We start from the raw sequence: 23,877 nt of genomic DNA on the forward strand, positions 1-23,877 counted from the left end.
GCAAAATAGAACATTGGGGTCTGTTCTTTATTTTAGGCACATGTTCTTGCGTAGCAATAAGAAGAGTGACGTGTCCAAAGAGAATGAGTACTTCATCAACTTATATTTAGCATCATATTTAGCTTAATTAAGAGACGAGGTGAAACCCTTGAATGGTTATTTTTTGACGGACAAAGGACAGGTTCGTAGCCATAATGAGGACGCTGGGGGAATTTTCTTTAATCAAAACAATCAAGTGTTGGCCGTTGTAGCGGATGGGATGGGTGGACATCGAGCAGGAGACGTTGCGAGTAATATAGCGACAACCTCTTTACATAATAAGTGGCTTGACGCTCAATCTATTCAAACGGCAGAAGAGGCAGAGGATTGGCTCCGACGTACAATTAAAAATGTTAATCAAGAATTATTTCAATATGCGTTGAACCATGAAGAATGCCAGGGGATGGGGACAACGGTTGTAGCGGCTATTTGTACAGAGGAATTTGTTTCTGTAGCTCACATAGGTGATAGTCGCTGTTATTTATCAAATGAATTCGGGTTTAAACAAGTAACCGAAGATCATTCGCTAGTGAATGAACTTGTAAGGGCTGGTCAAATTACCCGTGAAGATGCTGAGCATCACCCTAGGAAGAATGTGTTATTAAAGGCACTTGGAACAGAGTCTGAAACGAGTGTGGATATTAATACGGTGATCTGGGAAGAAGATGATAAGTTATTACTTTGTTCAGATGGTTTATCGAATAAAATGATAGATGATGAACTGGTTGAATTCGTTCAAGAGCCACTCCCTCTTGAGAAAGCTGCTGAAAAGCTTGTAACCATTGCGAATGAGCGTGGGGGAGAAGATAACATTTCGTTAGTGCTCGTTCATCATGATGCACCAACGGAAGAGGGTGTGTCCTAATGCTTAAAGGGCACCTTTTAAATGAACGCTATGAAATCCGGGAAACCATCGGTGGCGGAGGAATGGCCAATGTTTATCTGGGCCGTGATACGATTTTAAATCGAGATGTAGCCATTAAAGTACTTCGCTTGGAATACGCAAATGATGAAGAGTTCATTGCAAGGTTTCGAAGAGAAGCTCATTCGGCTACAAGCTTGTCTCACCCGAATATTGTAAACATATACGATGTTGGTGAAGAAGAACACATTTACTACATGGTTATGGAATATGTTGATGGGATGACCTTAAAACAATACATACAGTCATATGGACCACTAGATGTTCAAGAATCATTAGATATTACTAAGCAAATTACAGCAGCCATTACACATGCCCATGATAACCATATTGTGCATAGAGATATAAAACCTCAAAACATTTTGATTGATGAATACAAACAAGTAAAAGTAACTGATTTCGGGATTGCTATGGCTTTAAGTGCTACGTCCTTAACCCAAACCAATTCAGTATTAGGTTCTGTACACTATCTATCTCCTGAACAAGCTAGGGGAGGTATGGCAACTAAGAAATCAGACATTTACTCGATTGGTATTGTTTTATTTGAGATGTTGACAGGGCGACTTCCTTTTTCGGGTCAGTCACCTGTGTCTATTGCTTTGAAACATCTTCAAAGTGAGACTCCTTCTATGAAAAGATGGAATTCACAAGTGCCTCAAAGTGTAGAAAACATTGTATTAAAAGCAACCGCAAAAGATCCATTTCATCGCTATGATGATATATCTGAAATCGATGAAGACTTAGATACTGCCCTTTTGCCCGAAAGGCAAGATGAAGCGAAATTTACCGTTCCGTTGGATGATGATGAAGAAGTAACAAAAGCAATACCGATTATAACGAATGATGCTTATAACTCTGAGCGTTCAGATGATACGATTGTTCATCAGACAGATCATACAGAGGTTAATACGGGCTCTGAACATTCCCCCACTCCTAAGAAGAAGCGGAAGTGGAAAGGATGGGTCTTTGGAATTTTATTTACGTTAATTGGAGCAGGTGCTTTGGCGTTATTTCTTATCCCGCCTCTTATGATTCCTGATGACGTAGAAGTGATTGATGTAAGTGGATTAGAATATGAGGAAGCACTTAGTCAGTTGATGGAACTCAACTTAAAAGTAAATCGCGAGGCTATTAATTCCTCTGAAGTAGAAGAAGGGAAAGTCATTAGGACTAATCCTGAAGTAGGGTCTACTGTAAAAGAAGGCTCAGAAATTACCGTTTTCTCAAGCCTTGGTAAGGAAAAAGAAGAATTTCAAGACTACGCTGGGGCTTCATTCGAGAAAGTTAAGAAAGAATTGGAAGAAAAGGGATATAAGAATATTTACCCTAACCTAGAGAATTCTTCTGACGTTCAGGAGGGGATAATTATCTCAAACATTACTCCAGGTGCTGGGGATATGGTCCTTCCGGAAGAAACATCTGTTGTTTTGGTGGTTAGCAGTGGTCCTGAACAAATAGATGTACCAGATGTAACTGGGAGCACAATTCCAGAAGCAGAGTCAATTATAGGGGATAACTTTTCTCTCGAAGAAGCTGGGCAAGAGTTTAGTTCAGCCGTTCCAAAGGGTCAAATTATTCGTCAGCAGCCAACTGCCAATGAAGAGGTGGATGTAGGATCGACTGTGAAGGTATGGGTTTCTAAGGGTCAGGAACCTCCATCTTATACAACTATTAATAGGAAGTACACCGTTGAAGTCGAGCAAACTGAACCTCAAGAAGATGAGCAACCTCAAGATAACAATGGAGAAGAGAACACAAATCAACAAGAACCTATTGAAAAAACGGTTAAAATTTATATTGATGATGAAAATGAAGATGTGGATACGCCTTATATAGACGAAACCATAAATCAGACAAAAGAGTTCACCATACCCCTTCGAGTGAAACAAGGTTCAACTGCTTACTATAGGGTAGAGGTAGATGGTGAGACGGTGAAAGAAGAAGAGGTAAAATATGAAGAAGGTGAAGCTGAATAGATGTTAAAGGGTAAGATTGTAAAAGCGCTTAGTGGTTTTTATTACGTTCAGGATGGAAATTCTGTTTATCCGTGTAAGGGACGAGGGAATTTCCGCAAGAGGAAAATCACGCCGCTTGTGGGTGACAACGTATCATTTGAGATGGATGAGAATGAAGAAGGCTATATCCTTGATATTGATGAAAGACAAAATGAGTTAGTTCGACCACCTATAGCGAATATTGATCAAGCGATGATTGTAGCTTCAGTTGTAGAACCTGAGTTTCGTACAATTTTAATGGATCGATTTCTGGTCTTGATTGAATCGAAAAACATTACACCAATGATTGTATTAACGAAAACAGACCTTGTCGATGATGAGGAACTTGAGAAGTTAGAATCATACAAGGAAGACTATGAGAAATTGGGGTACACGGTAATTGTAGGCTCTTCAAAAGAAGAGGATGGTTTATTAGGAATTACTCCTTACCTTGAAGGGAAAACGACCGTTATTGCTGGACAATCTGGCGTAGGGAAGTCTTCAATGTTAAATGCCCTAAAGCCTCATTTAGACCTTGAAACGAATGACATTTCGAAAAGCCTTGGTCGAGGGAAACATACAACACGTCATGTTGAGCTTATTGAAATGTACGGGGGGCTTATTGCGGATACGCCTGGCTTTAGTTCTCTTGAATTTCAAGACCTAGAATATGATGAACTTCCGGATTGTTTTCCTGAAATGCGTGAGCACGGAGAATACTGTAAATTTAGAGGGTGCTTACACAATAAAGAGCCAAAGTGTGCGGTTAAAGCTGCGGTAGAAGAAGGAGAAATTCCGTCTTACAGATATGAACATTACTTGCAGTTCTTAGAAGAAATACAAAACAGAAAGCCGAGGTATTAAATTATGACAAAAATTGCTCCATCTATACTATCTGCTGACTTTGCCAAGTTAGGAGAAGAAATAAAGGATATTGAACAAGGCGGAGCTGAGTATGTGCATGTGGATGTGATGGATGGTCATTTTGTTCCGAACATTACGATTGGTCCGCTTATTGTAGAAGCAATTAAGCCACATACTAACTTGCCGCTTGATGTTCACTTAATGATTGAAAATCCGGATCAGTACATTCAACAGTTTGCTTCGGCAGGTGCAGATATTATCTCTGTACATCAAGAAGCGTGTCCTCATCTTCATAGAACAATTCAGTTGATTAAATCAACTGGTGTAAAAGCTGGTGTAGTCATAAACCCTGCTACGCCGGTTGAGATGATCAAGTCAGTTTTGCCTGATGTGGATTTGGTTCTTCTTATGACTGTTAACCCTGGGTTTGGAGGGCAGCAATTTATTGAAAATGTTGTCCCTAAAATCAAAGAGGTGGCAAACTTGAGAGAAGAGTTTGGGTATAACTTTGAGATCGAGGTTGACGGAGGAGTTAAAGAGGGTACAGCTCAAACATGTGTAGAAGCAGGAGCCGACGTTCTTGTTGCAGGAAGTGCTGTCTTTAATAAAGAAGACCGAGGAGAAGCTATTCAATCGTTATTAACTACTCACGTGTAGGTTTAAATAGCGCAGAGAATGTATACGGTGCATCGGATATCCAAAAGGAAATAGAATTATAACTCTCGGTGAGTTCGATCAACTAGCTGTTTTATAATTTCCTAGATAACAAAAAGGCTGACCCTTTAGGAATGGGATCAGCCTTTTTTCATAGAATGTAGAAAGGGTGAAATGATGAAAGGGATCGCAATAGTCGGGGGAGGCCCAAGTGAGCATATCCCCTCATTAACACAATATAAGGAAGAAGAAATTACATGGATTGGGGCTGACCATGGTGCTATCACCCTTGTAAATGATGGGATCTCCCCAGACTTCGCTGTAGGGGATTTTGATTCTGTAACTGAAGATGAATTAGAAAAGATTAAGCATTCTGCAAAGGAGTTTACAAAGCATCCAGCTGAAAAGGATGAGACCGATTTAGAAATTGCTGTACGGAAAGCTTTGACATTGGATCCAGAAGTTATTTACTTCTTTGGAGTCACAGGTGGTAGATTGGATCATGCTTTGACAAATTTGCAAATTCTAGCTCCCCTAGAAGCACAAGGGATTAAAGGGGTGATAGTTGATAAGGGGAATTGGGTTGAGTGTAAATCACCCGGGCACCACGAAGTCCAGTTTGACCCTGATTATCCGAACATTTCCTTCATTCCATTTACTCCTGAGGTTCGGGGACTGACGCTTGAAGGCTTTTATTATCCTTTAGAAAATGCCTTTGTTCCATGGGGGTCTACGTTGTGTGTGTCGAATAAGCTTATTTCAGAAAAAGGTACTTTTTCATTTGAGCATGGCATACTATTACTAATAAAGAGCCGAGATGTACTAAGTGAAACTAAGAAATCCTAAGCTTATTAAAGGTCATTGTATGTTAGAGGAGGGGGACCAGTTGAAATTTTATACCATTAAACTCCCACGCTTCATTGGTGGTTTCGTGCGCGTCATCATAGGTACCTTCAAAAAAGACTAAAGGCGTACGACGTCTAACACATGTTCTCATTTGTAGTAATTTCTTATCTTTGGAATACAAAAAAAGCACCCCAAAGGGTGCTTTTTTTGTATGGTAAAATGCTTAGCGATTAAACGCGTTGAATTTTACCGGATTTAAGAGCACGTGTTGAAACGTAAACTTTTTGAGGTTTACCGTCGATCATAACACGTACTTTTTGTACGTTAGATTTAAATTGACGTTTACTAGCGTTCATAGCGTGTGAACGGTTGTTTCCAGTAGTTGTTTTACGGCCTGTAACAGCACATTTACGACTCATAATTTTCCCTCCTACTTGCACTAAAGCTTTCATGTATATCATCAAATACTTATTTAATTTATCATACCGTCGTTAAGATTTCAACAAGTTTGGCGAAATATATCAAGAAAAGTCACTTGACAGATAAATTGTTTTCGTCCATTGTTAAATGGGGTTTTCACAAGCTTTTATGCAATTTAGTCAACGAAAGTGTCCGATTGTAGAGAATGTGTCGTGTTTCTTCCATCAACCACACTTTTAAATTCAAGCTCGTTATAGTAAAATGACGATAAGTATGGAAGAGAACGAAGGAGGATCCAATATGTCCATTGATTTAAATACGAACTTTGGTCACGTAACCATTACGAATGAAGTGATTGCAACTGTAGCTGGCGGTGCAGCTGTAGAATGCTACGGAATTGTAGGTATGGCCTCAAAAAATCAAATCAAAGACGGTCTTACGGAAATATTGCGTAAAGAGAATTTCGCACGCGGCGTCATTGTCCGTCAAGAAGAAGAAGAAACACATATTGATATGTATATTATCGTAAGCTATGGGACGAAGATCTCTGAGGTTGCCTCTAATGTACAATCACAAGTGAAGTATACATTAAATAAAACAGTTGGCTTGTCCGTAGACTCTGTGAATATTTATGTTCAGGGTGTACGTGTGGCAAATGATTAAACAGACAAGTTAGTGGATGACGAAGGAGGAAGTCGGAGTGACGATAAGGACGTTAGATGGAGCAACGTTTGCCCAAATGGTGCTCGCAGGAGCAACCCATTTAACAAACAATGCGAATATGATCGACGCTCTTAATGTATTCCCTGTTCCAGATGGTGATACAGGTACGAATATGAATTTATCAATGACATCAGGAGCGAATGAAGTAAGGAATGTACAAGCAGACCACGTAGGAGAAGTAGCGAAAAGCTTAGCTAAGGGGTTGTTGATGGGGGCGCGCGGTAATTCAGGTGTAATCCTATCACAACTCTTTAGAGGTTTCTCAAAGGCTATTGAGGATAAAGAAACGATTACAACAACTGATTTTGCTGAGGCCATGAATCAGGGAGTTAAAACTGCCTATAAAGCAGTAATGAAGCCTGTTGAAGGCACAATTCTTACTGTGGCTAAAGATTCCGCTGAAGCTGCTAACAAGATCGCTGATGAGGAAGAAGATATTGTTGTGTTCATGGAAGAAATGATAAAGAATGCAAAATCATCCCTGAAACGCACTCCAGAACTGCTTCCAGTTCTTAAAGAGGTAGGAGTAGTAGATAGTGGAGGTCAAGGTCTTGTAACAATTTATGAAGGGTTCTTGGCTAACTTAAAAGGTGAAGAGTTACCTGCTACGAATGAAGCCGGTCCGAGTATGGATGATATGGTTAATGCTGAACACCATAAACTCGCTCAGGATTTCATGAGCACCGATGAAATAGAGTTTGGATACTGTACAGAATTCATGGTGAAATTCGAAGAAGATAAACTAGCTCAAAACCCATATGATGAAGATGCTTTCAGAGAGGACCTTAGTGAACTTGGAGATTCTTTACTTGTCGTATCAGACGACGAGCTCATTAAAGTGCACGTACATGCTGAGACACCTGGTAAAGCGCTAACACTAGGTCAGCGCTATGGTAGCCTAGTGAATATGAAGATCGAAAATATGCGTGAACAACACACATCCATTGTAGGCGAACAGAAGAAAGAAAAGCCTGCAAAGAAAGAAAAAGCTGAATTTGCTATTGTAACTGTTGCGATGGGAAGTGGCATAAAAGAGATGTTTGAAAGCCTTGGAGCTACAGTCGTAATCGAAGGCGGGCAAACAATGAACCCAAGTACTCAGGACATTACTAATGCAATTCAGGAAGCGAATGCAAAGCAAATTATCATATTGCCAAACAATAAAAATATAGTCATGGCCGCTGAACAGGCAGCAGACTTAGCGGAGGATCACGTAGTAGTGGTTCCTACTAAGACAGTTCCTCAAGGCATGAGTGCATTACTTTCATTCCACCCTGAACAATCTGTTGGAGAGAACCAGGAAGGCATGAAAGAAGCTGCTGCAGCTGTAAAAACAGGTCAGCTAACCTATGCTGTGCGCGACACTCAAATTGATGGAATGACGATTGAAAAAGGGAACTTTATGGGAATATTAGAAAGTAGCATTTCTTCTACACATCAAGACAAACTTGAAGCAGCTAAGCAACTTCTTCAAGACATGATTGATGAAGAAGAAGATGAAATCTTAACTATTCTTCAAGGTGAAGACGCTACGACAGAAGAAGTTGAGGCTCTTGAAAGCTTCTTAGAAGAAAACTATGAAGACTTAGAAGTAGAAGTTCATAAAGGTAACCAGCCAATCTATTCCTTTATTTTCTCAGTGGAATAGTCCGGTGTATGTAACGAAAGCAGTTCAATTTTGGAGGACAAAGAAGCTTGTCCCCCTTGATTGAACTGCTTTTCTTATTCATTTGTTATAGGTTAATGTTGTTATTTCTTTATAGGTTGGTTAAAAATATGGCAAGAATACTGAAGACTAGAAATTGAGGAAGCTCGTCAGCTCGCCCGCGGAAAGCGAGTAATTTCCAGGTCCACCTTACGCTCCATTAAAATTGGCGGGAGCAATTCTCCATTCGTAGCAAATAGACATTGTCTTCAATTTATATCTACATACAAAAAGAGCATTGGACTGTATACCAGTCCAATGCTCTAATTTACATCTGAAAAGGATAAGTTACAACCCTAATGCTTTAATGATGAATTCAGTTAGAAACATACCCGCGATAACCACAACAGGAAGGGTTACTTTGTTTTTCTGACCGCTTGCCATTTTAACAATTGGGTAAGCGATGAAACCAAAGGCCATTCCGTCAGCAATGCTGTTTGTAAAAGGAATCATTACAATGATTAAGAAAGCAGGCATTGCTTCTGATAAATCATCAAAGGCAATATGGCGAACATTTTGTACCATAAGGGCCCCAACAATAATCAATATAGGGCTAATCGCCATGGAAGGAATCCATGATATAAACGGGATTAGTCCAAGGGTGAGCAAAAACAGTACGCCCGTCGTGATGGCTGCTTTACCGGATCGACCGTTTGAAGCAATTGTTGCTGCACTTTCTGCTGATGACACAGTTGGTGATGTGCCGAAAAAAGCGCAGGTTAGGCTAGAAAAAGCTGTGGATTGGAATGAGCGTTTAAATTTGCTAGTATCTCCCACCATTGATAGCTGTCCGTTTATGAGACCCATGTTCTCAAAGACGAGTACAATCGTTAACGGAAATACACCTAGCCAAAAGGCAAGTTCGTCTACGGCGCTGAAAGAAGGGATGAAAATCCATTGTGCATCTAGCGCTATAGTTGTTGTGCCTCCATCTAAAATCCCAAACAGATAGGCTAAGGCCGTCCCTGTCCCCATGGTTAAGAGGAAATGGCCAGGAACGTTTCTGATGAATAGGAATATACCTACCGCCAAAGTTAGTAAGCTAACGAGCACGGTTGGAGAAGAGAAATGTCCCAATTCAATCAATGAATGTTCACCCCGAGTAATCAAGCCGCCTTTTTCAAGTCCGATAAACGTAAGGAACAAACCCAATCCTACCGTGATAGCGTGCTTTAACGAATCAGGTATAGCTTCTTGGAGCCATGAACCTAGTTTAGTAAGGGCGATAATGATGAAAAGGATTGACGACACAAAAACAACGCCTAATCCTTCCTCGAAAGTGAGCCCGCCTCCTTGCACGATGGAATACGCGAACAAGGCGTTAACGCCCATTCCTGGTATTAATACCATAGGAGCGTTTGCCCAAAAACCTATCAATAAGCAACCCACAAAACTAGCTAATATGGTGGCGATCATACCAGCTTGATAGCTGATACCGGCTTCGCTTAGGATCGAGCCATTCACTGCTACAATGTAGACAGTCGTTAAATATCCGATTAAACCTGCCATCATCTCACTTTTCAGGGATGTATTTGCTCCTTGTGAATCAGGGTTATGGTGCTTCATATAAAACCCTCAATATAATGTTGCCCTCTCCCACCCGATTATGCCGAACATAATCCACAAAGTTTTATTATAGGGAAGTCTGTGAATTTTATCAACTACTCTTCTTACTCGTTTTTCTTTATTTTTGTTATAATAAAAGAGTTGATCTAAAACACTCTTACTTGTTGAATGCGCTTACAATTACGTGTATAAAGGAAATAGATGATCATTTTATATGAATAGGATGGTGGTAATAATGAAGTTTAAATCTGTTTTTGATATTATTGGTCCGGTCATGATTGGGCCGTCTAGTTCGCATACAGCAGGTGCTGCTCGTATAGGAAGAGTAGCTCGTACGTTATTTGGTCGTGAGCCTAAATGGGTAACCGTCCACTTATATGGGTCGTTTGCGAAGACGTATAAAGGTCATGGGACAGATGTTGCTATTGTAGGAGGGGTGCTTGACTTTGAAACGTGGGATACAAGAATCAGCACATCTCTGGATTTGGCAAAAGAAAAAGGAATTAAGGTTCAGTTTGAAGAGGAAGATGCCCACACAGACCATCCGAACACAGCTCGTGTAAGGATCGGAGATGATGATGGTGATCTAGAGTTAGTCGGTATATCAATTGGTGGAGGAAAAGCAGAAATTACTGAACTCAATGGATTTGAGTTACGTCTTTCCGGGAATCATCCCGCTATTTTGGTTATGCATAACGACCGATTTGGCTCTATTGCCTCTGTCACTCAAACGCTTGCGAAGCATGAGATAAATATTGGGCATATGGAAGTTTCAAGAAAAGAAATGGGCAAAGAAGCCCTTATGGTTATTGAAGTTGACCAAAATGTTAGTGATGATCTTTTAAGAGAACTTGAAAGTTGTGATCATATCTTGCAAGTAGCGAAAGTTGTAGATTAAAAGACTAGGGGAGGAATCATATATGAAAATCTTATTTCGAAACGTAGCGGAGTTAGTAGAACGATGTGAAAGTGAAGGAGTTTCTATTTCTGAGTTAATGATTCGTCAAGAGATGGCGGTTCGTGAACGATCTCGTGAAGAGGTTTTTGGACAAATGGAAGAAAACCTAAAGGTTATGGAAAACGCGGTTGAGGAAGGATTGCAAGGAGTTAAGTCTCACTCGGGTTTAACAGGAGGAGACGCTGTACTCATTCAAAATTATATGAAAAACCACACGCCACTTTCCGGGAACCTGTTAATGGATGCTGTAAGTAAAGCAGTGGCTACTAATGAAGTGAACGCGGCTATGGGGACGATTTGTGCTACACCAACAGCAGGGAGCGCTGGTTGTGTTCCTGGAACACTATTTGCTGTGAAGAACCAATTAAACCCTACACGCGAGCAAATGGTCAGGTATTTATTTACTTCAGGTGCGTTTGGGTTTGTCGTTGCGAATAATGCATCCATCTCAGGTGCTGCTGGAGGCTGTCAGGCAGAAGTAGGATCGGCTGCTGGTATGGCAGCTGCTGCGATTGTAGAAATGGCTGGTGGTACACCTGCTCAATCTGCTGAAGCAATGGCGATTACACTTAAAAATATGCTAGGGTTAGTATGTGATCCTGTAGCTGGCCTTGTGGAGGTTCCGTGCGTGAAGCGAAATGCGATGGGAGCTTCTAACGCAGTTGTTGCAGCGGATATGGCTCTTGCTGGTGTGACAAGTCGTATTCCTTGTGATGAAGTCATTGATGCTATGTACAAAATTGGTCAAACGATGCCAGTTGCTCTTAGAGAAACAGCCCAAGGTGGCTTAGCGGCTACACCAACAGGTCGGGAACTAGAAGCGAAAGTGTATGGAATAAATTTAAAAAGTGAGTGAGACAAGTGCTACAACAATCGGTTTTACAATTGTCAGGAGTTGGCGAGAAAACTGGAGAAACGCTAAATGAGATGGGAATATTTACGATTGAGGACTTCCTCTTTTATTTTCCCTTCCGTTATGATGTTCACGAGGTAAAGCCGTTGACCGAACTTGTACACGATGAAAAAGCTACTATTGAAGGGGAGGTCGTAGGGGAACCTTCCCTCACCTTTTTTGGAAAGAAGAAATCACGCTTAACCATTACGTTACAAGTGGAACAATTTGCGGTGAAAGCAGTTATGTTTAATCGTGCTTTTGCTAAGAAACAGCTTCAGCCAGGAGATACGGTAACTGTTACAGGGAAATGGGACCAGCATCGTTTGCAGATTACGGTGAGTCATTATTATAAAGGGAGAGCTAAATCGAACACCCCAATCCAACCTGTCTATTCGTTAAAAGGAAATATGAAAATGCCTTCGTTTAAAAAGTGGATGAGAACGGCCGTAGATCAATATGGTTCTTACATAGAAGAGGTCTTGCCTCCTTCCTTTTTGGAAGCTTATAAGTTACCCGAGCGATCCAAGGCATTATATGGGATGCATTTCCCGGAAAGCCGGGTCGTATTAAAACATGCTAAGCGTCGCTTTATATATGAAGAGTTCTTATTATTCCAATTAAAAATGCAGCTCCTACGAAAAATCAAACGAGAAGCGACAACGGGTAACGCTCAAAGCTTTGATAAAGAGTCGGTTGTTCAATTTACGAATGATTTACCTTTCCAGCTGACAGGAGCACAATCTAAAAGCCTAAAAGAAATCTTGAAAGATATGAGCTCTCCCTATCGAATGAATCGTTTGCTTCAAGGCGATGTGGGATCTGGAAAAACTGCGGTAGCAGCCATAGCATTATATGCAACCATTACCTCAGGGAAACAAGGTTCTCTAATGGTCCCTACAGAAATCCTTGCAGAACAACATCATGAATCGTTGCAAGACCTATTTGGAGATAAGGCTGAGGTTGTACTTCTGACAGGTAGTGTAAAAGGGAAGCGTCGTAAAGAAGTCGTAGAAAAAATTGCCAATCATGAGGCTGATATCATCATAGGAACACATGCGTTAATACAGGATGAAGTCATCTTTAGTGATCTCGGCTTAGCCATAATAGATGAACAGCACCGTTTTGGTGTAGAGCAACGCCGTACACTTCGTGATAAAGGCCTGATGCCTGATGTTCTCTTTATGACCGCTACACCCATCCCTAGAACTCTAGCTATTACAGCATTTGGAGACATGGATGTTTCTGTAATTGATGAAATGCCCGCCGGGCGTAAAGCTGTTGAAACTTATTGGGTGAAAGATCAGATGTTAGATCGTGTTTTAACATTTATCCAAAATGAAGTTGAAGAGGGGCGTCAGGCGTATGTAATTAGCCCGCTAATTGAAGAATCCGACAAGCTTGACATACAGAATGCAGTAGATACTTATCATCAGCTGACTGCTTATTTCCCTTCGTCTATAAAAGTGGGATTGATGCACGGTCGCTTAACATCTGAGGAAAAAGATGAAGTAATGAAGCAGTATGCCAATAACGAGGTGCAAGTACTGGTATCCACAACGGTTGTTGAGGTGGGTGTGAACGTTCCCAATGCAACGGTAATGCTTATTTATGATGCGGATCGTTTTGGTTTATCCCAGCTTCACCAGTTGAGAGGTCGTGTTGGAAGAGGGAGCCATCAAAGTTATTGTATTTTACTTGCTGATCCAAAAGGTGATGTAGGGAAAGAACGGATGAGGATTATGAGTGAAACCACTAATGGATTTGAATTGTCTGAACATGACCTGAAACTTCGAGGCCCTGGTGATTTCTTTGGAAGAAAGCAAAGTGGGGTGCCGGAGTTTAAGGTTGCAGATATGGTACACGATTATCGTGCTCTAGAAACGGCTCGTCAAGATGCTCAGAAAATGATTGAAGAAGATCATTTCAAGCAAGACCCATCCCTTCAACCCCTATTTAACCTCTTAATGAATGACCCTATTTTAAAAGGAGAAGTTTTGGATTAAAGAAACAATCCTTGCATAAGATAGGGAGGTATTATATATTACTATTAGTACCTAGTCATAATTGGACGGTGTGTAAAGATGAAGTTATCGAAGAAAGAGCGTCAGCAGCGTCTCAAAGATACAATTGAGCAGACTCCGTTCATTACAGATGAGGAATTAGCCAAGAAATATGGGGTTAGTATTCAAACGATACGTCTAGATCGGATGGAACTATCAATTCCTGAGCTTCGTGAACGAATTAAGTCGGTCGCTACGTACCAATGGAATGAAACCGTTAAAGCCCTGCCTCTAGAGGAGGTTATTGGGGAAGTTGTTGATTTGGAATTAGATCATAAAGCAATTTCGATATTAGATATAAAAGATGAACACGTATTCTCTCGTAATAGAATTGCCAGGGGTCATCACTTGTTTGCACAGGCGAACTCTTTGGCTGTTGCAGTTATTAACGATGAACTTGCTCTAACAGCAAAATCTAAGATCAGGTTTACTCGGCAAGTAAAAGAAGGGGAACGTGTTGTAGCAAAGGCACAAGTTAAAGGAAATGATGACAAAGGTCGAACCATCGTAGAAGTAGAAAGTGTGGTTGACCAAGAGACTGTATTTTCAGGAGTCTTTGTTATGTTTCGTTCAAATGATGAAAAAGGAGAGGCCTAACCATGAGATTAGCAGTCGATGCAATGGGAGGAGACCATGCTCCTAAAGAAATCGTATTAGGCGCAATAGAAGCAGTAAAACATATAGATAATCTAGAGGTTACCTTATTTGGCCACGAAGACCAGATTCGTTCACACATGAGCGAGGATTATTCAGCCATTAAGGTCGTACATACAGATGAGATAATCACTTCAGAAGACGAACCCGTTCGTGCGGTTCGGCGAAAGAAAAATGCTTCGATGGTTTTAATGGCAAAAGAAGTAAAAGAAGGACGAGCAGATGCTTGTGTCTCTGCAGGGAATACAGGGGCGCTTATGAGTGCAGGTTTGTTTGTTGTTGGACGAATTGAGGGGATTGAACGTCCTGCTCTAAGTCCAACGTTACCTACAGTAGATGGAAAAGGCTTTTTACTATTAGACGTTGGGGCTAATGTCGATGCAAAGCCAAACCACTTAGTACAATACGCGATAATGGGATCAGTTTATGCAGAGCAAGTGCGTGGCATACCTTCTCCTAGGGTTGGTCTTTTAAATGTTGGTACAGAAGATGGAAAAGGGAATGACCTAGTTAAAAAGACTTTTAAACAATTGCAAGGCGCTCCGATTCATTTTGTAGGAAATGTAGAAGCACGTGACTTACTGAATGGTGTGGCGGATGTTGTTGTAGCGGATGGTTTTACCGGTAATGTAACCCTTAAGACAATAGAAGGTACAGCGATGTCGATGTTTGCCATGATTAAAGATACATTTATGACAAATTGGAAGACGAAGTTGGCTGCTAGTATGGCTAAGGAAAATCTGCGTGGTTTGAAGAGTAAGTTAGATTATTCCGAATATGGAGGAGCTGGATTATTCGGTCTTGCCGCACCTGTTATTAAAGCTCATGGATCTTCTGATGCTCGTGCAGTATTTAATGCTATTAAACAAGCCTGTCACATGGTCGACCATGAGGTGAATCAAGCTATACAAGAAACGGTTCAAAATATGAACTGGGATAAGGATGATGATCAATGAAAAGAATAGCTTTTGTCTTTCCTGGACAAGGTTCTCAAGAAGTTGGTATGGGAAAGTCTTTCTATGATCAATATGAAAGTGTAAGAGAGCAGTTCGCTAGAGCTGACGATCGCTTAGGTGTTTCTATCAGTCAATATATGTTAGAAGGACCAGAGGAAACGTTAACGAAAACGGAGCATGCGCAACCAGCCCTTCTTTTACTAAGTACTTCGATTGTTCAATTACTTAAAGATGAAGGCATCAAACCTGAACTTGTAGCAGGTCACAGTTTAGGGGAGTATAGCGCTCATGTAGCGGCGGGAACAATGTCGCAAGAGGAAGCATTGTCTTTAGTGCAAAAGCGTGGACAGCTTATGGAAGAAGCTGTTCCAGCTGGTCAAGGTTCCATGGCTGCAGTACTTGGACTAGATGTTGAGACAATCGAACGTGTAACATCAGCAATTCGCGATCAGGGTGAAGTTGTAGAGGTTGCCAATTATAACTGCCCAGGGCAAATTGTTATATCAGGATCAAAAGAAGGCGTAGACCAAGCGTGTGAACGTTTGAAAGAAGAGGGAGCAAAGCGTGCACTACCTCTGAATGTGAGCGGTCCTTTCCACTCACGTTTAATGAAGCCTGCAAGTGAGCAATTTGAGTCAGAGCTAAATGGTGTTTCTTTAAAAGAGGCTGAAGTTCCGGTTGTAGCCAATGTAACCGCAAAGCCTATTCAAGATAAAGGTCAAATCTTTGATTCTTTAGTTGAGCAACTATATTCTCCGGTTCGTTTTGAAGAAACGATTCGCTATATGATGGATCAAGGTATTGACGCCTTTGTAGAGGTTGGGAACGGAAAGGTCTTAAGCGGCTTGATCCGTAAAGTTAATCGACGAATGAAAACATTTAATATACAAGACCCAGAGAGCCTAGAGGCATTTCTGGAATGGTATAAGGAGGACTAACAAATGCTTGAAGGTAAAGTTGCCCTTGTAACTGGCGCATCACGCGGTATCGGACGTGCTATCGCTTTAGAGCTAGCAAGACAAGGGGCCAAAGTAGCTGTTAACTATGCGGGTAGCGAACAAAAGGCTCAAGACGTCGTTGATGAAATCACTTCTTTAGGAGCTGAAGGTATTAAGATCCAAGCCAATGTATCATCTGAAGAAGAAGTAAAAGCAATGGTTAAACAAGTTACCGAAACATTTGGTCGAATTGATATATTAATCAATAACGCTGGTATTACACGCGACAATCTTCTTATGCGTATGAAAGAAGAAGAGTTTGATCAGGTTATAGATACGAACCTTAAAGGAGTATTCTTGACAACCAAAGCGGTAACGCGACCAATGATGAAGCAAAAAGGCGGCAAGATTATTAATATAGCTTCAGTTGTTGGAGTTAGTGGAAACCCAGGGCAAGCAAACTATGTAGCTGCTAAAGCGGGTGTTATCGGATTAACGAAGACCTCAGCTAAAGAATTAGCTGCTCGTAATATTCTTGTGAATGCCGTAGCACCAGGCTTTATTGAAACAGATATGACAGATGAACTGACAGATGAACAAGTTGAGAGCATGCAATCTATGATCCCATTGTCTCGGTTAGGACAAGGTGAGGATATTGCAAAGGTTGTTCGTTTCTTAGCTTCTGAGGATGCCAACTATATGACAGGTCAAACCCTTCATGTAGATGGCGGCATGGTCATGTAAATTTTATTAAGATCCAAGATAAAATCTTGTCATGACCTAGTATTTTAACGCAAAATCTTCTATAATTACTGAAGGGAGGTGAACAACGATGGCAGATGTATTTGAACGAGTAAAAGGCATAGTTGTTGAACGTCTAGATGTAGACGACTCAAAAGTAACCATGGAAGCTTCCTTTAAAGATGACCTAGAAGCAGACTCACTTGATGTGGTTGAGCTTGTTATGGAACTTGAAGATGAGTTCGACATGGAGATCTCTGATGAAGATGCAGAGAAAATTGAGACAGTTGGCGATGCTGTGAATTACATAAACAGCAAGTAACAATAAAGTAAGAAAGTCTCGCAAGATGCGAGACTTTCTCTGTATGTAATTCTAATAATAAGAATAGGTGGCATGAGACAGTGGATTTCACGAAATTTCAAAATAGGATTGGGATTACCTTTGAGAGTAAAAAGTTATTAGAACAAGCTTTCACCCATTCATCCTATGTGAATGAGCATCGCACCAGAGAATATGACGACAATGAACGATTAGAATTTTTAGGGGATGCCGTACTAGAATTAGCAATATCTCAATATCTATACCGTAAGCATCCAGAAATGACTGAAGGCGAATTAACGAAATATCGCGCTTCAATTGTTTGTGAAGCCTCACTCGTTCGTTTCGCAAATGATTTACATTTCAGTGACCTGATCTTCTTAGGCAAAGGAGAAGAAATGACAGGGGGGCGTGAGCGTCCTGCTCTGTTAGCAGACGTATTTGAAGCGTTTATCGGAGCTATTTATTTGGATCAAGGCTTCCAGACTGTTATTCGATTTCTTGAAGAGTTTGTCTACCCTAAAATTCATAAAGGTGCTTTTTCGCATGCGATGGATTATAAAAGTCAATTACAAGAAGTGGTTCAACGAGAGCGTAATGGCGTTATAGAATATGAGATTGTGGAAGAAAGAGGCCCAGCTCATAACCGTGAATTTATTGCTCACGTTTTCATACAAGGTGACCGTTCTGGTATTGGCATTGGTCGAACCAAGAAAGAAGCAGAACAGAATGCTGCAAAGGAAGCACTTGATGCTTTCGATATAGAGGTTTAAAAAAGCTGCTGGCTCCCGCTAGCAGCTTTTTGTATCTGTAATGGGCTAGGGTGTTCCATTGTTAAACCCTAAAGGAGAGTAAATTAAATGTGGTGGGGCCTTTACGATGGGGAGCGGTTTTTAAGGCATGCCTTAAACGAGAATGAAGTAAATGTAAACACTCTACTAGGGGCCCAAAGTTATTATTCACAAAAAAGACGAGCCTATATAGACTCGTCTTGAATGCTTATGCTTTAACGCGATATTTCCCTAGCTCACCCACAACAGCTTGGAGTTCTGACACGCTAAGTTGTCCTTTTTTCATTTGGACCATGTCGTACATGTCTTTAATATCTTCATAATGCTTGATGTCGTAGTCTTCAGGGTCCATCAAACCTCGGTTAACAACCTGAAGCTGCTCGGCTAGAGTGTTAATCATAAACACTAAATTATCATTTGTTGGGTTACTTAAATCCATAGAAATCTCTCCTCTTTCATCATTACTAGAATGCTTTCTTCTAACACCTTATAGTTTATGATAAAATAAATGAGTTGAAATTGAAATTATTCATCGCAGAAATACAAAAAATAGTTTTACATAGGAGGAAGTTAACATGTTCCTCAAACGTTTAGATACAGTAGGATTTAAATCGTTTGCCGAACGGATTACTGTAGATTTTGTGCCAGGCGTCACCTCAGTAGTAGGTCCGAACGGGAGCGGGAAAAGTAATATCACAGATGCCATAAGATGGGTGCTAGGTGAACAATCAGCTAGGTCTCTGCGTGGATCTAAAATGGAGGATATTATCTTTCAGGGGAGTGATTCCCGTAAACCGCTTAATTTTGCAGAAGTTACATTAACGCTAGATAATGAAGACAATACATTGCCTCTTGATTATCAGGAAGTTTCCGTCACACGAAGAGTGTATCGATCTGGAGAAAGTGAATTCCTTATTAACAAACAAGCATGTCGTTTAAAAGATATCATCGACTTGTTTATGGACTCCGGTCTTGGGAGGGAAGCCTTCTCTATTATCTCTCAAGGAAAGGTAGAAGAGATCTTAAGCTCAAAAGCTGAAGAGCGCCGCTCCATTTTCGAAGAGGCTGCTGGTGTTCTTAAATATAAGAAACGTAAACAAAAAGCAGAATACAAATTAGCGGAAACCCAAGAAAACTTGAACCGTGTAGAGGATATTATTTATGAAATTGAAGGTCAATTAGAACCATTAAAAGAGCAAGCTGCTATCGCAAAAGATTACCTTGAGAAGAAAGAAGAGCTTGAAAATTATGAAGTTTCTCTAATGGTAGCAGAAATAGAGGCCATACACGCTGATTGGGAAGCGTTGTTAAAAGATTTAGAAACACAAAAAGCTCGTGAACAAGAATTGCGTGCGCTTACTTCAAATCAAGAAGCAAATGTGGAAGAAGAACGAAGTGAAATGAAAGCGTTAGATGATTCTGTTGAAGGGTTGCAAGAATCTTTACTCGTTTTAACCCAGGAGCTTGAAAACTTAGAAGGAAAGAAAGAATTATTTAGTGAACGCCAGAAACATTACACCGAAAACCGTTCAAAATTAGAAGAGGAAGTTAATAAACTTCAGGGTCGTGAAGAAACGGTTCAAGGACAATATGACGAAGAACAGTCTAAGTTAGATCGAGTCACGTCGAAAGCAAATGCGACAAAAGAAAAGTTAAACAAAGTTCGGGAACAACTTAATCAATTGGATAGTAATCAAGAAGAAAAAATCGAAAGTTTAAAGAGTGATTATATCGAACAGCTTAACGAGCAGGCTGCCAAACGTAATGAACGTCAGTCTATAAGCCAACAACTAGAGCAGTTTGATGTAAGAACAACTCGTCTTGAAGGAAAATTTAAAGATCTCATTGATGACCGTGATGCAATCCAAAAACAAAAAGGGACTTTAGAACAAGAACTTGAAACAGTAACAGCTAAACGGATAGAACAAGAGCAAAGTTTGAATCGTGTTAAAACTGAGCTAGAACATGAAGAGAAAGAGTATCAGGAGAAGCAATCCAAACTCTATCAGGGCTATCAACATTTAGAGAAATTACGTTCTAAGAAAGAAATGCTTGAAGACTTAAAAGAAGATTTTGCAGGTTTTTTCCAAGGTGTCAAAGAAGTTTTAAAGGCACGAGAGTCTGGTGAACTAAAAGGTGTGAAAGGTGCCGTTGCTGAACTTATTGATATTCCCAAAAAATATGTAACAGCTATTGAAACAACGCTTGGGGGAGCAGCGCAGCACATTGTAATGGAAGATGAAGCCACCGCTCGTAAGACCATTAACTGGTTAAAGCAAACCAACAGAGGTAGGGCAACGTTCTTGCCACTTCCTACGATTCAATCAAAATATATTCCTTCAGATAAGTTAAATATAGCTAAAGAAGTAAGTGGTTTTGTTGGGGTGGCTTCTGAGCTGGTGCGTAATGATGAGCACTTCACTAAAGCTATTCAACACCTTATGGGGCATGTAATTATAGCTGAGACATTAAAGGACGCTAATGAGATCGCTAAAGCAACAGGTAGGCGTTTTCGTGTTGTAACATTGGAAGGGGATGTAGTAAATCCTGGTGGTTCCATGACAGGTGGCGCGCAGAAAAAGAGTAACCAGTCGCTGTTTACAAGAGATCAAGAACTCGAGGAGCTAAAAGAAAAGTTAACTCAATTTGAGCAAAGAAGCGCGCAATATGAGCAAACAGTTAAGGACTTAAAAGAGAAAATAAAAGAGAAGAAAGAAAACCGCTCGACTTTACAACAACAACTTGAATCATCAAAGCTTGAAGAACAAGCAAGCAGGGGCCGATTGAGAGAACTTGAGTTACAAGAACAAAATTTAAACGATCAGCTTTCCCTCTATGACCAGGACAAAGCTCAATTTGATGATGACCGATCTTCTCTACAAGAACGGAATAAGAAATTAACAGCTGAACTAGAAACAATTGAAGAGAATTTAATTCATATTCAAAAAGAAATTGATCAGCTAACAGAACAGCAAACAACTCAAAAAGCCAGTTATGATCAACTACAACAAGATCTAAACCAGTTACAAGTTGAGTATGCTGAGCAACAAACACAAGTGAAAAACCAGCAGGAAAAAACAGAAGCTCTCCTCGTTCAATTAGAAGAAGTGCAGTCTTCCAAACAAGAACAGCAATCTCAGCTTAATCAGTTAAAAGATATTGCTGAGTCTAAAGAAACGGAAGAAGAGATTGATGCTCAGATTGAATCAAAACGAAACCAAAAAGAAACGAAAAGTGAACTTATACGAAGTAAACGTGAAGATCGCACCAATCGTTCCGAAAGGGTTCAAAACATCGAGGTTGAGCTGAAAGAGAACAAAAGGATGCTCCAATCCTTGGTGCAAGATATCCAAGACAAAGAGGTCAAAACCAACCGTCTTGATGTAGAACTTGAAAATCGACTAGAACACCTCAGGACTGAATACATGCTTTCTTATGAGAAGGCAAAAGCGACTTATCCTGAAGTAGAAGACATTGATGCTACGAAGAGGCAAGTGAAGCTTATTCGTCTGGCTATTGATGAATTAGGAACCGTCAATATAGGTGCTATTGAAGAGTATGATCGCATTAAAGAACGTCACACATTCTTAACGGATCAGCAAACAGACTTGCTAGAGGCTAAAGATACGTTGTTCGGTGTGATTTCAGAGATGGATGGAGAGATGGAGCGTCGTTTCGAAAGTACGTTCGTTCAAATCCGTGAAGAGTTCACCCATGTCTTTAAAGACCTCTTTGGAGGTGGCAGGGCTGACCTTAGAATGACAGACCCTGAGAATATTTTAGAGACAGGAATTGAAATTGTAGCCCAACCACCAGGTAAGAAGTTGCAGCATTTAGGATTGTTATCGGGAGGGGAACGAGCACTGACAGCAATCGCTCTTCTGTTTGCAATACTTCACGTCAGGCCGGTTCCATTCTGTGTACTTGATGAAGTAGAAGCAGCACTTGATGAAGCAAATGTAACCCGATTTGCTCAGTATTTAAAACGATTTAGTGCTAAAACACAGTTTATTGTCATCACTCACAGGAAAGGGACGATGGAAGAATCGGATGTCTTGTATGGGGTAACGATGCAAGAGTCTGGTGTATCAAAACTTGTCTCTGTTCGTTTGGAAGAGACTAAGGAATTAATACAACGCTCGTAGAAAGGAAGTATGGAAGATGGGATTTTTTAAGAAGTTAAAAGAAAAATTCGTAAAAGAAGATGAGCATGTACAAGACGATTCTAGTAAAAAAGAAGACGTAGACAATCTTGAAGAGGACCAAACTGCAGAAGAGGATCAAGACCTTTCCACTTCGACCGAAGAAGAGGAAGTACAAGAAGATGTCAATGAGCCTGCTTCTGAAATGGTTGTTGAAGAACAATCTAAAGAGGAAGAGGTTGTTGAACCAGACACTACAGAACACGTACAAGATGAACCAGAAGAAGTAGAAGAAGTAGAAGAAATAGAAGATGTAGAAGAAAAAGAGAGCATATCCACAAAGTTTAAGAGGGGATTGGCGAAAACCCGTAACTCTTTTGCAACTAAAGTGAATGACCTTGTTGCCCGTTATCGTACAGTAGACGAAGATTTCTTCGAAGAACTAGAAGAGATCCTCATTTCTGCTGACGTGGGTGTTAATACTGTTATGCATTTAATTGATGAATTAAAGATGGAAGTGAAGCGTCGTAACATTAAAGACACTCGTGAGGTTCGCGAAGTCATTTCAGAAAAACTGGTCGACATCTACTACGGAGATGATGACGAAGAAATTGAAGAAATTACGTTTAATCAAGATGGACTTACTGTTCTTCTTTTTGTAGGAGTAAATGGTGTAGGGAAAACAACTACAATCGGTAAGATGGCTCACAGACTTAAACAACAAGGAAAAAATGTGGTTATGGCAGCTGGGGACACTTTCCGTGCCGGTGCGATAGAACAGCTTGAAGTATGGGGAGATCGAGTGGGTGTACCAGTAATTCGTCATAGTGAAGGAAGTGACCCTGCTGCAGTTATCTATGACGGTATACAGTCTGCAAAATCTAAGGGAGCAGATGTACTACTATGTGACACGGCTGGTCGTTTGCAAAACAAGGTTAACTTAATGAACGAGTTATCCAAAGTGAAGCGTGTCATTGAACGTGAAATACCAGGTGCACCTCATGAATCGTTATTAGTTCTTGATGCCACTACAGGTCAGAATGCCTTGAGTCAAGCAAAGACATTCTCAGAAGCGACGAATGTTTCTGGGATTGTGCTGACAAAACTTGATGGTACCGCTAAAGGTGGTATTGTTATGGCGATACGGAATGAATTAGATATACCAGTTAAGTTCGTAGGACTAGGGGAAAAGGTGACAGATCTTCAATCCTTTGATGCCCATGCTTTCGTTTATGGTCTATTTGCTGATATGCTTGAAGAGTCAGAACAAGAATAATTCACCGGGATGAACTTGACAGATCACACCTTTATTTTGTACTATTTGTATATGTAAAGGCATTTCACTTAACAAGGAGTGCTTACTTTGCTTGAGAAAACAACACGCATGAACTATTTGTTTGATTTTTACCAAGAATTACTGACAGATAAACAGCGAAGTTATATGGAGTACTATTACCTTGAAGATTATTCTTTAGGGGAGATCTCTGAAACATTCAATGTAAGTCGTCAGGCTGTATATGACAATATTAAACGAACAGAAACAATGCTTGAAGAATACGAACAGAAGTTAGATTTATACGATCGTTTTGAAAAGCGACAACGGTTGTTGAAGCAATTGAAAGATTCCGTTCAAAAAGGGTCTGATGATGCGTTAGAAATCATTGAGACCCTTGAGAACTTAGATTAGGAG

General features: G+C 40.5%; 23 protein-coding genes. 20 read left to right on the plus strand and 3 right to left on the minus strand.

Going from position 1 to position 23,877, the window contains the following annotated elements; translation table 11 throughout:
* Positions 1-148: 148 nt before the first annotated feature.
* From ACYX4O_RS08915 to spoVM, 6 genes are all read left to right on the plus strand, one after another.
* Positions 149-904 carry a Stp1/IreP family PP2C-type Ser/Thr phosphatase gene (locus ACYX4O_RS08915; RefSeq protein WP_476356476.1) on the plus strand — a complete coding sequence of 252 codons (756 nt, stop codon included), beginning with the start codon at positions 149-151 and terminating at the stop codon, positions 902-904.
* A complete protein-coding gene (pknB, locus tag ACYX4O_RS08920) occupies positions 904-2,937 on the plus strand; it encodes a Stk1 family PASTA domain-containing Ser/Thr kinase (RefSeq protein ID WP_476356477.1) in 2,034 nt (677 codons plus the stop codon). Before ACYX4O_RS08915 ends, pknB begins: the two co-directional genes overlap by 1 nt.
* The gene (gene rsgA, locus ACYX4O_RS08925; RefSeq protein WP_188656034.1) at positions 2,938-3,819 is read left to right on the plus strand and encodes a ribosome small subunit-dependent GTPase A; all 882 of its coding nucleotides are present in this window, start codon (positions 2,938-2,940) and stop codon (positions 3,817-3,819) included. It abuts the gene before it with no gap.
* 3 nt (positions 3,820-3,822) lie between these two features.
* The gene (gene rpe / locus ACYX4O_RS08930; protein WP_476356480.1) at positions 3,823-4,476 is read left to right on the plus strand and encodes a ribulose-phosphate 3-epimerase; all 654 of its coding nucleotides are present in this window, start codon (positions 3,823-3,825) and stop codon (positions 4,474-4,476) included.
* Between the two features lie 171 nt (positions 4,477-4,647).
* Positions 4,648-5,319, plus strand: a complete 672-nt coding sequence (locus ACYX4O_RS08935; protein WP_476356482.1) for a thiamine diphosphokinase — start codon at positions 4,648-4,650, stop codon at positions 5,317-5,319.
* A gap of 40 nt (positions 5,320-5,359) precedes the next feature.
* Complete coding sequence (gene spoVM, locus ACYX4O_RS08940; RefSeq protein ID WP_019376515.1) at positions 5,360-5,440, plus strand: stage V sporulation protein SpoVM; 81 nt, start codon at positions 5,360-5,362, stop codon at positions 5,438-5,440.
* A 109-nt stretch (positions 5,441-5,549) separates the two neighbouring features.
* On the opposite strand, the gene rpmB is transcribed toward spoVM, so the two are convergent.
* Positions 5,550-5,738 (minus strand): 50S ribosomal protein L28, encoded by a 189-nt coding sequence (gene rpmB, locus ACYX4O_RS08945; protein ID WP_036778593.1) that lies wholly within the window; start codon positions 5,736-5,738, stop codon positions 5,550-5,552.
* A 301-nt stretch (positions 5,739-6,039) separates the two neighbouring features.
* Here rpmB and ACYX4O_RS08950 point away from each other — a divergent pair, with 301 nt between their 5' ends.
* On the plus strand, positions 6,040-6,402 hold the full coding sequence (locus ACYX4O_RS08950; protein WP_036778594.1) for an Asp23/Gls24 family envelope stress response protein: 363 nt from the start codon (positions 6,040-6,042) through the stop codon (positions 6,400-6,402).
* A gap of 37 nt (positions 6,403-6,439) precedes the next feature.
* The gene (locus tag ACYX4O_RS08955; protein WP_476356484.1) at positions 6,440-8,110 is read left to right on the plus strand and encodes a DAK2 domain-containing protein; all 1,671 of its coding nucleotides are present in this window, start codon (positions 6,440-6,442) and stop codon (positions 8,108-8,110) included.
* A gap of 345 nt (positions 8,111-8,455) precedes the next feature.
* Here ACYX4O_RS08955 and ACYX4O_RS08960 read toward each other — a convergent pair whose 3' ends face one another.
* Positions 8,456-9,733, minus strand: a complete 1,278-nt coding sequence (locus tag ACYX4O_RS08960; RefSeq protein WP_476356486.1) for an NCS2 family permease — start codon at positions 9,731-9,733, stop codon at positions 8,456-8,458.
* 235 nt (positions 9,734-9,968) lie between these two features.
* Between ACYX4O_RS08960 and sdaAB the strand changes: the two genes are divergently transcribed.
* The 9 genes from sdaAB to rnc all read left to right on the plus strand — a co-directional run bounded on the left by sdaAB (position 9,969) and on the right by rnc (position 18,027).
* The gene (gene sdaAB / locus ACYX4O_RS08965; RefSeq protein ID WP_207530055.1) at positions 9,969-10,631 is read left to right on the plus strand and encodes an L-serine ammonia-lyase, iron-sulfur-dependent subunit beta; all 663 of its coding nucleotides are present in this window, start codon (positions 9,969-9,971) and stop codon (positions 10,629-10,631) included.
* A gap of 22 nt (positions 10,632-10,653) precedes the next feature.
* Positions 10,654-11,547: an L-serine ammonia-lyase, iron-sulfur-dependent, subunit alpha gene (gene sdaAA / locus ACYX4O_RS08970; protein ID WP_188656029.1), complete on the plus strand. Its 894-nt coding sequence runs from the start codon at positions 10,654-10,656 to the stop codon at positions 11,545-11,547.
* Between the two features lie 5 nt (positions 11,548-11,552).
* Positions 11,553-13,589: an ATP-dependent DNA helicase RecG gene (gene recG, locus ACYX4O_RS08975; protein WP_476357063.1), complete on the plus strand. Its 2,037-nt coding sequence runs from the start codon at positions 11,553-11,555 to the stop codon at positions 13,587-13,589.
* 78 nt (positions 13,590-13,667) lie between these two features.
* On the plus strand, positions 13,668-14,243 hold the full coding sequence (fapR, locus tag ACYX4O_RS08980) for a transcription factor FapR (RefSeq protein WP_476356489.1): 576 nt from the start codon (positions 13,668-13,670) through the stop codon (positions 14,241-14,243).
* 2 nt (positions 14,244-14,245) lie between these two features.
* Positions 14,246-15,256 carry a phosphate acyltransferase PlsX gene (gene plsX / locus ACYX4O_RS08985; RefSeq protein WP_476356491.1) on the plus strand — a complete coding sequence of 337 codons (1,011 nt, stop codon included), beginning with the start codon at positions 14,246-14,248 and terminating at the stop codon, positions 15,254-15,256.
* Positions 15,253-16,194, plus strand: a complete 942-nt coding sequence (gene fabD / locus ACYX4O_RS08990) for an ACP S-malonyltransferase (RefSeq protein WP_476356493.1) — start codon at positions 15,253-15,255, stop codon at positions 16,192-16,194. Before plsX ends, fabD begins: the two co-directional genes overlap by 4 nt.
* A gap of 3 nt (positions 16,195-16,197) precedes the next feature.
* Positions 16,198-16,938 (plus strand): 3-oxoacyl-[acyl-carrier-protein] reductase, encoded by a 741-nt coding sequence (gene fabG, locus ACYX4O_RS08995; RefSeq protein WP_476356495.1) that lies wholly within the window; start codon positions 16,198-16,200, stop codon positions 16,936-16,938.
* 88 nt (positions 16,939-17,026) lie between these two features.
* Positions 17,027-17,257 (plus strand): acyl carrier protein, encoded by a 231-nt coding sequence (gene acpP, locus ACYX4O_RS09000; protein ID WP_036778618.1) that lies wholly within the window; start codon positions 17,027-17,029, stop codon positions 17,255-17,257.
* Positions 17,258-17,337: 80 nt separating this feature from the next.
* Positions 17,338-18,027, plus strand: a complete 690-nt coding sequence (rnc, locus tag ACYX4O_RS09005) for a ribonuclease III (RefSeq protein ID WP_345238824.1) — start codon at positions 17,338-17,340, stop codon at positions 18,025-18,027.
* A 226-nt stretch (positions 18,028-18,253) separates the two neighbouring features.
* Here rnc and ACYX4O_RS09010 read toward each other — a convergent pair whose 3' ends face one another.
* Positions 18,254-18,484, minus strand: a complete 231-nt coding sequence (locus tag ACYX4O_RS09010; protein ID WP_476356498.1) for a DUF1128 domain-containing protein — start codon at positions 18,482-18,484, stop codon at positions 18,254-18,256.
* Between the two features lie 136 nt (positions 18,485-18,620).
* Between ACYX4O_RS09010 and smc the strand changes: the two genes are divergently transcribed.
* The 3 genes from smc to ACYX4O_RS09025 all read left to right on the plus strand — a co-directional run bounded on the left by smc (position 18,621) and on the right by ACYX4O_RS09025 (position 23,874).
* Positions 18,621-22,190, plus strand: coding sequence for a chromosome segregation protein SMC (gene smc, locus ACYX4O_RS09015; RefSeq protein ID WP_476356500.1), 3,570 nt, complete (start codon positions 18,621-18,623; stop codon positions 22,188-22,190).
* A 16-nt stretch (positions 22,191-22,206) separates the two neighbouring features.
* The gene (gene ftsY, locus ACYX4O_RS09020) at positions 22,207-23,463 is read left to right on the plus strand and encodes a signal recognition particle-docking protein FtsY (protein ID WP_476356502.1); all 1,257 of its coding nucleotides are present in this window, start codon (positions 22,207-22,209) and stop codon (positions 23,461-23,463) included.
* Positions 23,464-23,550: 87 nt separating this feature from the next.
* A complete protein-coding gene (locus ACYX4O_RS09025) occupies positions 23,551-23,874 on the plus strand; it encodes a putative DNA-binding protein (protein ID WP_207530065.1) in 324 nt (107 codons plus the stop codon).
* The last annotated feature ends 3 nt before the right edge of the window (positions 23,875-23,877 follow it).

It is taken from the genome of Pontibacillus sp. ABV4_188, from assembly GCF_056311905.1.

Bases quoted from the DNA above. Each gene is read 5' to 3' on its own strand.
- pknB (WP_476356477.1), top strand. From the start codon at position 904: ATGCTTAAAGGGCACCTTTTAAATGAACGCTATGAAATCCGGGAAACC.
- rsgA (WP_188656034.1), top strand. From the start codon at position 2,938: ATGTTAAAGGGTAAGATTGTAAAAGCGCTTAGTGGTTTTTATTACGTT.
- rpe (WP_476356480.1), top strand. From the start codon at position 3,823: ATGACAAAAATTGCTCCATCTATACTATCTGCTGACTTTGCCAAGTTA.
- ACYX4O_RS08935 (WP_476356482.1), top strand. From the start codon at position 4,648: ATGATGAAAGGGATCGCAATAGTCGGGGGAGGCCCAAGTGAGCATATC.
- rpmB (WP_036778593.1), bottom strand. From the start codon at position 5,738: ATGAGTCGTAAATGTGCTGTTACAGGCCGTAAAACAACTACTGGAAAC.
- ACYX4O_RS08950 (WP_036778594.1), top strand. From the start codon at position 6,040: ATGTCCATTGATTTAAATACGAACTTTGGTCACGTAACCATTACGAAT.
- ACYX4O_RS08960 (WP_476356486.1), bottom strand. From the start codon at position 9,733: ATGAAGCACCATAACCCTGATTCACAAGGAGCAAATACATCCCTGAAA.
- sdaAB (WP_207530055.1), top strand. From the start codon at position 9,969: ATGAAGTTTAAATCTGTTTTTGATATTATTGGTCCGGTCATGATTGGG.
- sdaAA (WP_188656029.1), top strand. From the start codon at position 10,654: ATGAAAATCTTATTTCGAAACGTAGCGGAGTTAGTAGAACGATGTGAA.
- fapR (WP_476356489.1), top strand. From the start codon at position 13,668: ATGAAGTTATCGAAGAAAGAGCGTCAGCAGCGTCTCAAAGATACAATT.
- plsX (WP_476356491.1), top strand. From the start codon at position 14,246: ATGAGATTAGCAGTCGATGCAATGGGAGGAGACCATGCTCCTAAAGAA.
- fabD (WP_476356493.1), top strand. From the start codon at position 15,253: ATGAAAAGAATAGCTTTTGTCTTTCCTGGACAAGGTTCTCAAGAAGTT.
- fabG (WP_476356495.1), top strand. From the start codon at position 16,198: ATGCTTGAAGGTAAAGTTGCCCTTGTAACTGGCGCATCACGCGGTATC.
- acpP (WP_036778618.1), top strand. From the start codon at position 17,027: ATGGCAGATGTATTTGAACGAGTAAAAGGCATAGTTGTTGAACGTCTA.
- ACYX4O_RS09010 (WP_476356498.1), bottom strand. From the start codon at position 18,484: ATGGATTTAAGTAACCCAACAAATGATAATTTAGTGTTTATGATTAAC.
- smc (WP_476356500.1), top strand. From the start codon at position 18,621: ATGTTCCTCAAACGTTTAGATACAGTAGGATTTAAATCGTTTGCCGAA.
- ftsY (WP_476356502.1), top strand. From the start codon at position 22,207: ATGGGATTTTTTAAGAAGTTAAAAGAAAAATTCGTAAAAGAAGATGAG.